The sequence below is a fragment of the Kitasatospora sp. NPDC058406 genome, assembly GCF_042722765.1.
Lineage (GTDB): Bacteria > Actinomycetota > Actinomycetes > Streptomycetales > Streptomycetaceae > Kitasatospora.
In genome coordinates, this window is sequence record NZ_JBHXKE010000044.1 from 1 (window position 1) to 11879 (window position 11879).

Sequence of the window (11879 nt, forward strand, 5' to 3'; positions counted from 1 at the left end):
GGTCCGCGCCGTGCGCTCAGCCCAGGTCTGCGGGCGCCGGCTCCGGGGCCCGGTCCCCCGCCGGAGCCGGGGCGGCCCGGCGGGCCAGGGCCGCGACGACGACCGCGGCGGCGGCGATCGCGGCGGCCCCGAGGAGGGTGCCGTGCAGGCCGGTGGTGACGGCGGTGCGGACGGCCTCCGCGGCCTGCGCCGGGAGGTGGTCCACGGCGGCGGGGGTCAGACCGTCGGCGGTCGGACCGGCGGCGTCCGCGCCGGGCCCGCCGGAGAGGGAGGACGACAGCCGGGCGGTGTAGACCGCACCGAGGGCGGCCATGCCCAGCGAGCCGCCGATCGTCCGGAACAGCATCACCGAGCCCATCGCGGCCCCCATGTCGCGCGGCGGCACCGCCGCCATGGTGGCCAGCAGGGTGCTCTGCATGACCAGCCCGATCCCGGCCCCGGCGACGACGGTGAGCGCCGAGGCGAGCAGCTGCGGGGTGTCCGTGCCGAGGGTGAGCAGCAGCAGGGTGCCGGCCAGCGCGACGGCGCTGCCGAGCAGCGGGTGGTGACGCCCGCTGCCGCCCCGGGCCGTCAGCCGGGCGGTGGCGAGCTGGGCGCCGATCATCCCGAGCATCAGCGGCACCAGCAGCAGCCCGCCGGTGGTCGGGGAGGCGCCCTGGACGAACTGCAGGTACTGGGGCAGGTAGCCGACCAGGACGAGCATCAGCCCGCCGAGCAGGAAGCCGAGCACCAGGGCCTCGGTGACGGCGCGGTGGCGGAACAGCGCGGGCGGGATCAGCGGTTCGACGGCCCGCCGCTCGACCCGGACGAACCGGGCCAGCGCCACCACCGCGACCGCGGCGGCGCCGAGCACCTGCGGCGAGGTCCAGCCGTACGCGGTGCCGCCCCAGCTGCCGACCAGGGTGAGCGCCAGGACCCCGCCGGTCAGCAGGCCGACGCCGGCCCAGTCGATCCGCGCCCCGGTCCGGCGGTCGGTGTCCGGCAGCCGGACACCGACCGCGACTGCGGCGAGGGCGAACACCCCGACCGGCACGTTGACGTAGAAGGCCCAGCGCCAGCTGAGGTGGTCGGTGAGGAACCCTCCGAGCAGGGGCCCGCCGACGAACGCGACCGGCATCAGCACACCGATCACCGACTGCACCCGCCCCCGCCCCTCGGCCGGCACCAGCACCCCGACGACCGCCAGCGCGCCGACCATCAGTCCGCCCGCGCCCACCCCCTGGAGGGCCCGGAAGGCGATCAGCTGCTCCATCGACCGGGCGAGCCCGACGAGCACCGAGCCGGCCAGGAACAGCACCACCGCCCCCTGGTACGCGCCCTTCCGCCCGTACAGGTCGCCGAGCTTGCCCCAGAGCGGGGTGGCGGCGGCGGAGGTGAGCAGGTACGCGGTCACCGCCCAGGAGAGATGGTCGAGCCCGCCGAGATCGCCCACCATCGTGGGCAGCGCGGTCGAGACGATCTGGCCGTCCAGCGCGCCGAGGAAGATCCCGAGCATCAGCCCGATCACTCCCAGCCAGGGAAACCGCTCCATGGTTCCGCCCCCTCGTCCTCGTCCTCGTCCCCTCCTCGTCCCGGCCCTCAGCCGGTGAACGGCCGGACGCGCTTGGCGTCGCGCAGCGCCTGGGCCCACCAGGTCAGCTGGTCGAGCAGGGTCTTGGCGGCGGCGTCGGCGGCCGGGTCGACGGCCTTGCCGTCGGTGTCGAACCGCTCCCAGGCGCCGTGGAAGCTGACGGTGTTGCGGATGGTCACGGCGTTCAGCTCGGCCAGGACGACGCGCAGCGCCTCGACGGCGCGCAGGCCGCCGGAGATCCCGCCGTACGACACGAAGGCGACCGGCTTGGCGTGGAACTCGTGGTTGTGCCAGTCGAGGGCGTTCTTCAGCGGCGCGGGGTAGCTGTGGTTGTACTCGGGCGTGACGATCACGAAGGCGTCGGCGGCGGCCAGCCGGGGGGAGACGGCGGCGAGCAGTTCCTCCGTCCCGGGCGCGGCCGTGCCCCCGAAGTCCGGCAGCTCGGCGGGCAGCGGGGTTTCGAGCAGGTCGACGACGTCGACCTCCAGGTCGCCCCGGGCGTCGAGGTGCTCGCGCAGCCAGCCGGTGACGACCGGCGCGAAGCGTCCGCCCCGGGTGGAGCCGACGATGACGGCGACGCGGAGCTGTTCGACGGTGGTGGACGGGCTCGCGGACATGGGGATCCCCCTCGATGTGTACAACGTATCGCTGATGGATACAACGTACACATCGACGCGTACAACGTCTACTGCTGATACGTTGTACACATCGGCCGCCGTCACCCGGAGCCCCCGGCCCCCGGCGGCCGACCCCACCGGAAGGAGCCGCCCATGACCCCGCCCGAGACCCCTCCCGAGGACGCCGCCGCGGAGCAGCCCCCCGCCTCACTCTGGGAACGCCTCGACCGCCCGGCCCCCACCCCCCGGAACGCGCTCACCCCGCACCGGATCGCCGCGGCCGCGGTCGCCCTCGCCGACAGCGAGGGCCTGGACGCCGTCACCATGCGCCGCCTCGCCACCACACTGGGCGTCGCCCCGATGGCCGCCTACCGGTACGTCTCCGGCAAGGACGAACTCCTGGAGCTGATGGTCGACTCCGTCTACGCCGAGCTCCCCCTGGACCGCTCCGGCACGGACTGGCGCGCCACCATGCGCGCCCTCGCCCTCGCCCTCCGCGCGATGAACCTCGCCCACCCGTGGACCTCCCGGGCCGGCACCTTCGCCCTCACCCCGCACCAGCTCGCCGTCCCCGAGCACGCCTTCGCCGCCCTCGCCGAACACGGCCTGGACGCCGACACCACGATGGCCGTCTTCCGCACCGTGACCGACTACGTGCGCGGCTCGGTCGCCACCGAGGTCGCCCTGCAGACCCTGCAGCACGAGAAGGGCTGGCCGGACGGCGACGCGGCCCGCGCCGCCCTCGCCCCCCGGATGACCTGGCTGATGGCCACCGGCCGCTACCCCGCCTACCACCGCTACCTCGCCGAGGCCACCCGCAAGGACGACCGCGACTGGCAGTTCGAGACCGGCCTCGACTGCGTCCTGGACGGCGTCGCGGCCCGCCTCGGCATCTGACCCGCACGCCGGCCCGCTCAGCGCCGAGCCCGGGCCCGGACGGGGGGCCCGAGCCCGCTCCCGTCCGGGCCCGGTGGCCCCGAGGCCCCGTCTACTTCAGGATCGACCGGGGCACGTCGGTGGCCCGGGTGAACACCGAGACCGGGATCTGGGTGTCGCAGTACTTGTTGCCGGTCGAGACGACGCCGATCACCACGCCGTCCACGACGAGCGGCCCGCCGGAGTCGCCCTTGCAGATGCTGTCGGTCGTCCCGGGACCGGGCATGCCGCAGACCTTCAGCAGCGGCGAGGTCTCCGCGTCGGCGTACGGGAAGCAGTCGACCGGCGCCGCGAGCCTGAGCACCGCCTGCTTCAGGTGCGTGCCCGGCTGCCCGTCACCGGTGCGGCCGTAGCCGTACACGGTGGCCGTGCGGCCGTACCGGTAGAGCTTCTCGTCGCCCTTGCCCGCCACCCGGACCGTCCGCTGCCGGAGCGGCCGGTCGAGGGTGAGCACCGCCGAGTCGTGGGCCAGGGCGGAGGTGAAGCGGGGGTCGACCTTGAAGCTCTTCACCCTCCGCTCCTGGCCGCCGGTGCCGGTGAGGTCGGTCCGGCCCGCGATCACCCGCAGGGTGGTCGGGTCGTCGGCCTCGGTGACGCAGTGGCCGGCCGTGAGGACCTTGGTCGGGGCGATCAGGGCGCCGGTGCACCACTGCTGACCGTCGGCCGTCTCCAGGGCGATCACGAACGGGTGCGCCCTGGTCGTCGTGTCCGACCCGCCGTGGACGGCGGCGGCGGGCGTGGCGGCCACCGCCAGGAGCCCGGCGGCGGCCAGCAGGACGGCGAGCGGGCGCCGGCCGGTGCGGGCGGGGGCGTCGGTGCGGTGGGGGGTGGCGGTGCGGTGCGGGCGGCGGTTCGGGATGCGCATGCGGGGTGCTCCTCTTTCGTTCGGGTTCACGGGGTGGGACGCCGGGCGGTTCGCCCGGGTCGGTTCGCTTCGGCGGGGCGGCGTCGCCGCCCGCCCGGTCACTGCCGGAGGGCCTCGGCCTCGGTCGACCGCCACAGGCCGGACGAGGGGGCGTGGACGAAGGACGTGGTGCGGACGGTCACCGTGGCGCCGTCGTCGAGCGCGACGGTGAGCGCCGTCGAGGTGGCGCCGCTGCCCGGGGCGCCCTCACCGACCAGCGTGACCGCTTCGTATCCCGCCTGTCCGGGCATCAGGACATTCGGCCCGCCGCCGATGCCGCCGGGAACGGCGGCCTTGATCCCGCCCGCGAAGGTGACGACCCCGACCAGGCCCAGATCGCACGGGGCGGTCCCGGTGTTGCGGGCGGTGAGCAGCAGGCGCCCGGCCGGGCGGGAGACGGGCCTCGCCGTGACGGCGAGCTGCCCGGGCTTGCAGCTCGGTGCCCGGTCGGGCGCGGCTGCGGGGGTGGCGGGTCGGGCCGCCGGGGGCGCCGGGACGGCGGCCGGTGCGTCCACAGCTCCCGCCGTGGCCGTGGCGTTCGGCGTGACCGCGGAGTGCGGGACGGTCGCCGCGGCGGTCGTCCCGCCGGCCGGTCGACCGCCGGAGCACCCGGTGAGGGCGACCGCGCCGAGGACGGCCAGGGTGCACGGGATCAGGATGCGGTGGACGGTCACGGGTGGGTCCTCTTCTCCGCCGGAGGGCGTCGACCGGTCGGGCGGATCCGCTCGGCCGGGGCGTCGGTCTGCCGCCGGACCGCAGACTCGCCCGGGTCCTGTCCCGGCCGCCAGAGCTTCCGGGCGATTCGGGACGCCGGAACGCCTACGGGTACCGTGAGCTGCGCGTTCGGCGGGGCCTGGAACGCCGTCACGGGACAAGGGGGGGCACCGGATGAGTGTCGAGACGGAGCGGTTCGCGGAGCTGCTGAGGGAGCTGAAGGACCGTTCGGGGCGCAGCTACGGCACGCTCGCCGCCCGGCTGCACGTCGGCACCTCCACCCTGCACCGCTACTGCAACGGCGCGGCCGTACCCAACGAGTACGCGCCGGTGGAGCGGCTGGCCCGGGTCTGCGGGGCGAGCACCGACGAGCTCGTCGAGCTGCACCGCCGGTGGATCCTGGCGGACGCGTCCCGCCGCCGGGATCCCGTAGCCCCGGCCGCCCGGCCGGTGCCCGCGCCGGTGCCGCAGCCGCTGCCTGAACCGCAGCCGCAGTCGCAGCCCGAGCCGGAGACCGGGCAGGCGGCTCTGCCGGAGTCGCCGTCCGCGCCCGGGCCCGGCGGAGGCCCGCAGCCTCCGGCGGTCCGACCGGCCTCCGCGCCGAGCAGCCAGGAGGCTCCGAGTCAGGAGGCTCCTGGCCCGGACGAGCGGGCCCCGGACGAGCGGGCCGGGGACGAGAGGGCCGGGGACGAACCCCCACAGGAGCCCCGACGCCGCCGACGCGTCGCCCGGATCCTGCTGAGCGCAGCCGCCGTGGCCGTCGTGGCCGCGCTGGTCCCGGTGGTCGTCCTGTCCGGACGGTCCGGGACCCCTGCGGCGGGCCCCGGACCGTCGGCAGCCGCCGTCCCTCCGGCCGACCCGGCGGGGACGCCCCCGCCCACCACGGCCCCGCCGTCCACACCCGCGCCCGCGCAGACGCCCACGCCCACGCCGACGCCCACCGAGGACGACGCGCCGCCCTTCCACGTGAACGTGCTGACCGACAACTGGGGCAGCCCCTGCGGCCAGTGGTTCCTGTCCGCCCAGCCGCCCGGCACGACGCCCGCGCCGCTGGGAGGCCGGCGGACGGACTCCTGGGCAGCCTCCCAGCACGCCGTCCCCGGCGGGCACCTGCGGCTGCAGCTGACCGCGCAGGGTTCCGAGGACAAGCCCGTCGTCCTGCACGCCCTCTACGTGCAGGTGGTCGGCACCCGCCCGGCGCCCAGGTGGAACGCCTACACCATGGGCTCGGGCTGCGGCGGCGGCCTCACCCCGGCGGCCTTCGCCGTCGACCTGGACGCGGCCGCGCCCCGGCCCGTGCCCGTCCCGGCGACGGAGGGCAACACGAGGGGAAAGTCCTCCGACTTCCCGTTCCGGGTCTCGTCCACCGACCCGCAGGTGCTGAACGTCGACGCCTCGACGGCCGGCCAGGACGTCAGCTGGTACCTGGAGGTGGTGTGGAGCAGCGGCGACCGCCAGGGCACCCTCACCGTCAACGACCACGGCAAGCCCTTCCGCACGGTCGGCCTGCGCGGTGCCCCCGGCTACTTCTGGGCCGACGGCACCCGTGGCTGGACCCGCACGCCCACCGACGACTGAGCCCGCCGGGAGCAGGACGCCGGACGGGACCGGCCTGCCACCCCCCGTCCCCGCTCCCCCTCCGTTCCCTCCACCCTCTTTGCTCCGTCAGCCGCCTCCGCTCCGTCAACCCCCTCCGCTCCGTCCGTGACTGTCGGACCTCCCTGGTTGAGTGCCGCCATGACCACCGGTGCACGACCGCTCCCCGCCATGCCGCTCGACGACTTCTGGGCGATCGTCGAGACCGCCGCCGCCCGGGCCTCGGCGGAGCGGCCGTTCGCCGGCCGGCTCGCCGCGCTGCTCGCCTCCCGGCCCCGCCCGGAGATCGCCGCGTTCGAGCGGCGGTTCGGCGAGCTGCACGGGGCGCTGTACCGGTGGGACGTGTGGGGCGCGGCCTACGTCATCGGCGGCGGCTGCTCCGACGACGCGTTCACGGACTTCCGCGCCGGGGTGATCTCGCTCGGCCGGGACTGGTACGAGCGCGTGCTCGCCTCCCCCGACAGCCTCGCCGGGCACCCGGTGGCGCGCGGCAGCGACCCGGAGGAGCTGGAGGAGCTGCTCTTCGACGAGGAGGCCAACTACGCGGCGCACCGCGCGTTCGAGCGGACCCCCGGCGAGGAGGACCGGGACGCGCTGACCGCCGGCGGACCGCCCTCCGGGCGCACCGCACCCGACATGGGCGAGGGGTTCGACTTCGACGACGAGGACGAGGTCGGCCGCAGGCTCCCCGGCCTGGCCGCACTGTTCCTGGCCTAGGGTCCGCCCTCGGACCGCCGCCGTCCGCCGTCCGCCGTCCGCCCGCCCACCGGCCGTTCCCTGCGGCGATCGAACGATCGCCGGGAAGCGGCCTAACGGTGCGCGGGGCTGGGCAGGCTCGGTCGGACGTCGGGTCGACGACGGTCGCAGAACGAGCTGAGGAGCCGGCGATGGCCGCAGTGCACGAATCCGTACTCGACGCGATCGGCGGGACACCGCTGATCCGTCTCGCCCGACTCGGCGCCGGACTCGCCGCGCCGGTCTACGCGAAGGTCGAGTTCCTCGGCATCGGCGGCAGCGTCAAGGACCGCGCCGCGCTGTCCATGGTGCTGGCCGCCGAGCGGGAGGGCCTGCTGAAGCCCGGCGGGACGATCGTCGAGGCGACCTCCGGCAACACCGGCATCGGCCTGGCGCTCATCGGGCAACAGCGCGGGTACCGGGTGATCGTGGGGGTGGCCGACAAGGCCGCGCCGGAGAAGTCGGACATCCTGCGGGCGTACGGCGCGGAGGTGGTGCTCGCGCCGACCGTCCTGCCGCTGGAGGACCCGGCGCACCTGTTCAACGTCGTCCGGCGGCTCGCCGAGGAGATTCCCGGAGCCTGGTTCGCCAACCAGTACGACAACCCGGCGAATCCCGACGCCCATGTGCGGACCACCGGGCCGGAGGTCTGGGAGCAGACCGGCGGCCGGGTGACCCACTTCGTCGCGGGGGTCGGCACCGGCGGCACCATCACCGGTACCGGGGAGTACCTCAAGGAGGTCTCGGGCGGCGCGGTGACCGTCGTCGGCGCCGACCCCGAGTCCTCGGTCTACGGAGGCGGGGACGGCAGCCCGTACTTCGTCGAGAGCATCGGCCACTTCGTCCACCCCGCCACCGCCGAGGACCGCTGGCCGGAGGCCTACCGGCCGGACGTCGCGGACTCCTTCGAACGCGTCCCGGACCGCGAGTCGCTGCTGACGGTGCGCAGACTCGCCCGCGAGGAGGGCATCCTGGCCGGGCCGTCGTCCGGCACGGCGGTGGCGGCGGCCCTGCGGGTGGCGCGGCGGCTGGGCCCGGACGACCTGGTCGTGGTGCTGCTGCCGGACTCGGGCCGCTCGTACCTGTCCAAGGTGCACAGCGACGCGTGGATGCGGGAGTGGGGCTTCCTGGAGGAGCCGGACGGCCTGCGGCCGCTCCTGGCCGGTGCCGGGCCGCTGGTCACGGTCGACGCCGCGGCGACGGTCGGCGAGGCGGCGCGGGCGCTGCGCGCGGTGCCGGACGGCGTGGCCCCGGCCGTCCTGGCGCGGGCGACGCGCCCGTACGGGGTGAGCGTGATGGAGGTGGTCGGCTCGGTGTCCCGGGAGGTGCTGGCGGCGGCGCTCGCGGACGGCACCGCCAAGCCGGACGCCCCCTTGGGCGCACTGATCGGGCCGGCGCTGCCGACGGTGGGCGTCGGGCAGTCGGCGGCCGAGGCCCGCGCGGCGCTGGGGGAGGCGCATCCGGGCGTGCTGGTCCTGGTGGACGGCCGGGCGGCCGGGGTGCTGCCGAGGTCGGCCCTCGGCAGCGGATAGGACGGGCCCGGCGCGGACCGCCCGGTCCTGGCCGGGTCCCCGGTCAGCGGACGACGTCGAACACGTTCTTCTGCAGGCCGTTGGCGTAGACCTCGTGCTCGACCAGCTTCAGCTTCTGGACGTCCTTGTCGGTGGCGCTGAACAGCCGCTTCCCGGCGCCGAGCAGGAGCGGGAAGACCAGCAGGTGGTAGCGGTCGATCAGACCGGCGTCGGAGAGGCTCCGGGTCAGGGAGGCACTGCCGTGGATGATGATCGGTCCGCCCTCGGTCTCCTTGAGCGCGGCCACGTCGTCGACCGAGCGCAGGATCGTGGTCTCGCCCCAGCCGGTGACCAGGCCGTCCTCGGTGAGCGTGGTCGAGACGACGTACTTCGGCATCACCTTGTACTCGGCGAAGTCCGCCATGTCCGGCCACACCGCGCTGAACGCCTCGTAGCTGGTCCGGCCCAGCAGCATCGCGGCGGCCTCCTGCTGCTCCCGGCCCTTGATCTCGAAGGCGTCGGGGAGGAACTCGACGTCCTTGAAGGTCCAGCCGGAGTTCCGGTATCCGGGCTCGCCGCCCGGAGCCTCGACGACGCCGTCGAGCGAGATGAAGGCGGTGCTGATCAGGGTTCGCATCTGAAGGTCCTCGGTGACTCGTGTCCGCTTCCCGGCATGTCCGACCGGTGCGCCCCGACGGCGTCGGCGGCCGTCGGCTTACCGGTCATGATCTATGACTGCCGATCAGGGACGAAGTCATCGGTCCGCACGGTGTTTCTTCGCCGGGAGCCTTCGCCGGGAGTCTTCGCCGGATTCGCGGACCGGCGCAGGGCGGTCCGCCCGTACCGGCGTGCCGGACGCGCCCGGACGCGCCCGGGCGCGCCCGGGCCGCCCTCAACCGGGAACCGGCGCACAGACGTTGATCGGCCCGCCGCCTAGACTGCCCGGAAGGGCGGACGGAGGGGGTGGGGCGGGGTGTCGACGGCACGGGACTGGGCGTTCTACCAAGGCGTCGACGGATCGGCGCCGGTGCAGAAGGAACTGCAGAAGGCCGATCTCGCCCCGCACGAGCGCGCCCGGCTGTTCGTCCTGCTGAACCGCGTCAAGGAGCGGCAGACGCTGCCGGGCGACGTCAAGGACCTGGGCGACGACCTGCTGGAGGTGCGCCTCACCGGCGACCACCGCACCTTCCGCCTGCTCTACGCGGAGGAGTCGGGGGGCCTCGTCCTGCTCGCCCTGTCGTTCTTCCAGAAGAAGTCCCAGAAGACCCCGTCGAACGAGCGCGGCACCGCCTCGAAACGGCTCCGGGAGTGGCGGCGGAGGTCACCGAACGGATGAGTTCCCGGTTCTCGGTATCGGTTTTGGGCGATACTGTGGGAGCACTCGGAGGGGAGGCGGCCATGGCATCGACACTGCATGATCTTCTCGGCATCGACCCGGACGATCCCCGCACCGCAGCCGCGCTGGACGACGCGACGGCCTACGCCGAGCTGATCGAGACCCTGGTGGTGGCCCGCCGGAAGTGCGGGCTGACCCAGCGCGACGTGGCGGAGCTGATGGGCACCTCCCAGTCGACGGTCTCCGAGTTCGAGCGCGCCGGCGGCGACGCCCGCTACTCGACGCTCCAGCGCTACGCCCGGGCCGTCGGCGCCCGGCTCCACACGCTGGTCGACCACACCTCCGCCGACCTGACGCCGGTCTGGACGCCCGCGCCCGTCGAGGTGCGGGTGCAGGTCCGGGTGGCGACCCGCGAGGGCGCTCGACGGCCCCGGACGACGGTCTGGACGGACGGCGACGCCCGGTCGGTGACCGTCTGATGACGCCGCCCGCCGCCCGCCGCCCGGTCCGGCGGTTCGGGAGCTTCCAGGAGCTCGCCGAGGCCGCCCAGCTGGACGACGTCGTCTTCCTGGAGGTGGGCGGGAGGCGGCTGTTCGACCGGCCGGAGCCCCGGCCGGAGGAGGAGCTGCGCACCGCGCTGTCGGTCTGGCTCCGGCAGGGCGACGACGGCGCCACCCTGGAGGTGCGCTGCCGGCTGGAGCTGGCCGCCGCCCAGGCGGACTTCGTCGTCGACGCGGTGGCGGCGTTCTCGCTCGGCGGGCCGTTCGAGCTGGGGGCCGAGGCGCAGCAGTGGTTCGTCGACCAGATCGGCGTGACGGTGCTCTACCCGTACCTCCGGGAGTCGGTGCACAGCACGGCCGCCAAGCTGGGAATCGACACCCCGTTGCTCTCGGTGCGCAGCACGTGGCCGTCGGCACATCCCGCACACGCCGCACACACGGGTCACTCCGGCCGTGAATAGCTCCGATCGTGAATAATCTCAGGCGCCAGCGTGAACCTATGCAAATTCCCAAGGTGAACTAAGTTACAAACCTTGCAATCGAAGCCACTCGGTTTGCCCACATGCTGAGATCCGTGCGATAGTCGACATGTCCGACGGCGGGCGACGACAACTCGCTGCGGGCACACCGAGACCACGGCTGGCCCGACCTGGCGCAGCCGTCGCCCATCGCGCGGCACGCACCCCCTTGGCCGGCGCGATGACCTGCACGGGCCCCCAGCCACCGGACCACGGTGAATCGGGGGCCCTGCGTGTTTCCCGGGCCCGTTCGAGCCGCAGGGGCCGTTCGAGCCCCCGGTCCGTTCGAACCCCGGCCCTCAGTGCCGCTCGCGCACCTTCAGCTCGAACCAGACGCCCTTGCCGCGCGGCATCAGGTCGGCACCCCAGCGGTCCGCCAGGTCGTCGACCACCTTGAGTCCGCGCCCGCGCTCGTTGATCGGCAGCGGCTCGGCCAGGATCATGCACGGCAACGCCCGCGACGAGTCCCGCACCTCGACCCGGAGCCAGCCGGGTTTCCGCGACACCTGGAGTCCGATGGTGCGCCCGGCGGCATGCCGCACCGCGTTGGCCACCAGCTCGCTGGTCAGTAACTCGCCGACCTCCAGCTGCTGGTGCAGCTCCCAGGTCTCCAGCACCGAGAGCACCAGCCGGCGCGCCACCGGGCCGGACTCCGGCCGGGAAGGCAACCGCACCTCACCGGACGCCGACTGGTCGCACAGCCTGCCGACGTACATCCGCTCCAGCTCCTCCGAGCTGAGCCGCTCCAGGGCCGCCAGCGCGTCCTGGAAGCACGCCCACGACGCGTCAGCAATCAAGCTGGACGCGAGAAGTGATGACTGATCTGTTTCGCCCCAACCCGCCATGCGGTCCATCATTGCGGAACGCAAGCGGCCGCGTACGGACAATGACCAAACGATCACTACCCGCCGGGCATATGCCGCGAGCAACCCGGGTCCGGCG

Annotated in this window: 13 protein-coding genes; 7 read left to right on the forward strand and 6 right to left on the reverse strand. The window is 74.4% G+C overall.

Translation table 11 applies throughout. The features are described 5' to 3' along the window. Nucleotides 1-16 precede the first annotated feature (16 nt). Together ACFWOG_RS11650 and ACFWOG_RS11655 are read right to left on the reverse strand one after the other, a co-directional pair. Nucleotides 17-1531, reverse strand: a complete 1515-nt coding sequence (locus ACFWOG_RS11650) for an MDR family MFS transporter (protein ID WP_380357154.1) — start codon at nucleotides 1529-1531, stop codon at nucleotides 17-19. 47 nt (nucleotides 1532-1578) lie between these two features. Next, complete coding sequence (locus ACFWOG_RS11655; protein ID WP_380357157.1) at nucleotides 1579-2187, reverse strand: NADPH-dependent FMN reductase; 609 nt, start codon at nucleotides 2185-2187, stop codon at nucleotides 1579-1581. Nucleotides 2188-2340: 153 nt separating this feature from the next. On the opposite strand from ACFWOG_RS11655, the gene ACFWOG_RS11660 reads away from it, so the two are divergent. Continuing rightward, on the forward strand, nucleotides 2341-3084 hold the full coding sequence (locus ACFWOG_RS11660; protein ID WP_380357167.1) for a TetR/AcrR family transcriptional regulator C-terminal domain-containing protein: 744 nt from the start codon (nucleotides 2341-2343) through the stop codon (nucleotides 3082-3084). A gap of 91 nt (nucleotides 3085-3175) precedes the next feature. On the opposite strand, the gene ACFWOG_RS11665 is transcribed toward ACFWOG_RS11660, so the two are convergent. Both ACFWOG_RS11665 and ACFWOG_RS11670 read right to left on the reverse strand, forming a co-directional pair. Further along, entirely contained in the window at nucleotides 3176-3988 is an 813-nt protein-coding gene (locus tag ACFWOG_RS11665) for a trypsin-like serine protease (RefSeq protein WP_329952188.1), read from the reverse strand. A 98-nt stretch (nucleotides 3989-4086) separates the two neighbouring features. Further along, nucleotides 4087-4701, reverse strand: coding sequence for a hypothetical protein (locus tag ACFWOG_RS11670; RefSeq protein ID WP_380357170.1), 615 nt, complete (start codon nucleotides 4699-4701; stop codon nucleotides 4087-4089). Nucleotides 4702-4915: 214 nt separating this feature from the next. On the opposite strand from ACFWOG_RS11670, the gene ACFWOG_RS11675 reads away from it, so the two are divergent. From ACFWOG_RS11675 to ACFWOG_RS11685, 3 genes are all read left to right on the forward strand, one after another. Next, the gene (locus ACFWOG_RS11675; protein WP_380357173.1) at nucleotides 4916-6319 is read left to right on the forward strand and encodes a helix-turn-helix domain-containing protein; all 1404 of its coding nucleotides are present in this window, start codon (nucleotides 4916-4918) and stop codon (nucleotides 6317-6319) included. 159 nt (nucleotides 6320-6478) lie between these two features. Continuing rightward, entirely contained in the window at nucleotides 6479-7054 is a 576-nt protein-coding gene (locus ACFWOG_RS11680) for a DUF4240 domain-containing protein (RefSeq protein ID WP_329952191.1), read from the forward strand. Nucleotides 7055-7224: 170 nt separating this feature from the next. Beyond that, nucleotides 7225-8604, forward strand: a complete 1380-nt coding sequence (locus ACFWOG_RS11685; protein ID WP_380357176.1) for a pyridoxal-phosphate dependent enzyme — start codon at nucleotides 7225-7227, stop codon at nucleotides 8602-8604. 43 nt (nucleotides 8605-8647) lie between these two features. Here the strand turns inward: ACFWOG_RS11685 and ACFWOG_RS11690 are convergent, their stop codons facing one another. Then, nucleotides 8648-9220, reverse strand: coding sequence for a dihydrofolate reductase family protein (locus ACFWOG_RS11690; protein WP_329952193.1), 573 nt, complete (start codon nucleotides 9218-9220; stop codon nucleotides 8648-8650). A 336-nt stretch (nucleotides 9221-9556) separates the two neighbouring features. Here ACFWOG_RS11690 and ACFWOG_RS11695 point away from each other — a divergent pair, with 336 nt between their 5' ends. From ACFWOG_RS11695 to ACFWOG_RS11705, 3 genes are all read left to right on the forward strand, one after another. Next, nucleotides 9557-9919 carry a type II toxin-antitoxin system RelE/ParE family toxin gene (locus ACFWOG_RS11695; RefSeq protein ID WP_329882964.1) on the forward strand — a complete coding sequence of 121 codons (363 nt, stop codon included), beginning with the start codon at nucleotides 9557-9559 and terminating at the stop codon, nucleotides 9917-9919. A gap of 62 nt (nucleotides 9920-9981) precedes the next feature. Next, nucleotides 9982-10398 carry a helix-turn-helix transcriptional regulator gene (locus ACFWOG_RS11700; RefSeq protein WP_329882965.1) on the forward strand — a complete coding sequence of 139 codons (417 nt, stop codon included), beginning with the start codon at nucleotides 9982-9984 and terminating at the stop codon, nucleotides 10396-10398. Beyond that, entirely contained in the window at nucleotides 10398-10880 is a 483-nt protein-coding gene (locus ACFWOG_RS11705) for a hypothetical protein (protein WP_329882966.1), read from the forward strand. The genes ACFWOG_RS11700 and ACFWOG_RS11705 overlap by 1 nt, the downstream gene beginning before the upstream one ends. A gap of 356 nt (nucleotides 10881-11236) precedes the next feature. Here ACFWOG_RS11705 and ACFWOG_RS11710 read toward each other — a convergent pair whose 3' ends face one another. Further along, nucleotides 11237-11734, reverse strand: a complete 498-nt coding sequence (locus ACFWOG_RS11710; protein ID WP_329882967.1) for an ATP-binding protein — start codon at nucleotides 11732-11734, stop codon at nucleotides 11237-11239. Nucleotides 11735-11879 lie beyond the last annotated feature (145 nt).

Coding starts and splice junctions, on each gene's coding strand:
- ACFWOG_RS11650 (WP_380357154.1), bottom strand. CDS start 1,531: ATGGAGCGGTTTCCCTGGCTGGGAGTGATCGGGCTGATGCTCGGGATC.
- ACFWOG_RS11655 (WP_380357157.1), bottom strand. CDS start 2,187: ATGTCCGCGAGCCCGTCCACCACCGTCGAACAGCTCCGCGTCGCCGTC.
- ACFWOG_RS11660 (WP_380357167.1), top strand. CDS start 2,341: ATGACCCCGCCCGAGACCCCTCCCGAGGACGCCGCCGCGGAGCAGCCC.
- ACFWOG_RS11665 (WP_329952188.1), bottom strand. CDS start 3,988: ATGCGCATCCCGAACCGCCGCCCGCACCGCACCGCCACCCCCCACCGC.
- ACFWOG_RS11675 (WP_380357173.1), top strand. CDS start 4,916: ATGAGTGTCGAGACGGAGCGGTTCGCGGAGCTGCTGAGGGAGCTGAAG.
- ACFWOG_RS11680 (WP_329952191.1), top strand. CDS start 6,479: ATGACCACCGGTGCACGACCGCTCCCCGCCATGCCGCTCGACGACTTC.
- ACFWOG_RS11685 (WP_380357176.1), top strand. CDS start 7,225: ATGGCCGCAGTGCACGAATCCGTACTCGACGCGATCGGCGGGACACCG.
- ACFWOG_RS11690 (WP_329952193.1), bottom strand. CDS start 9,220: ATGCGAACCCTGATCAGCACCGCCTTCATCTCGCTCGACGGCGTCGTC.
- ACFWOG_RS11700 (WP_329882965.1), top strand. CDS start 9,982: ATGGCATCGACACTGCATGATCTTCTCGGCATCGACCCGGACGATCCC.
- ACFWOG_RS11705 (WP_329882966.1), top strand. CDS start 10,398: ATGACGCCGCCCGCCGCCCGCCGCCCGGTCCGGCGGTTCGGGAGCTTC.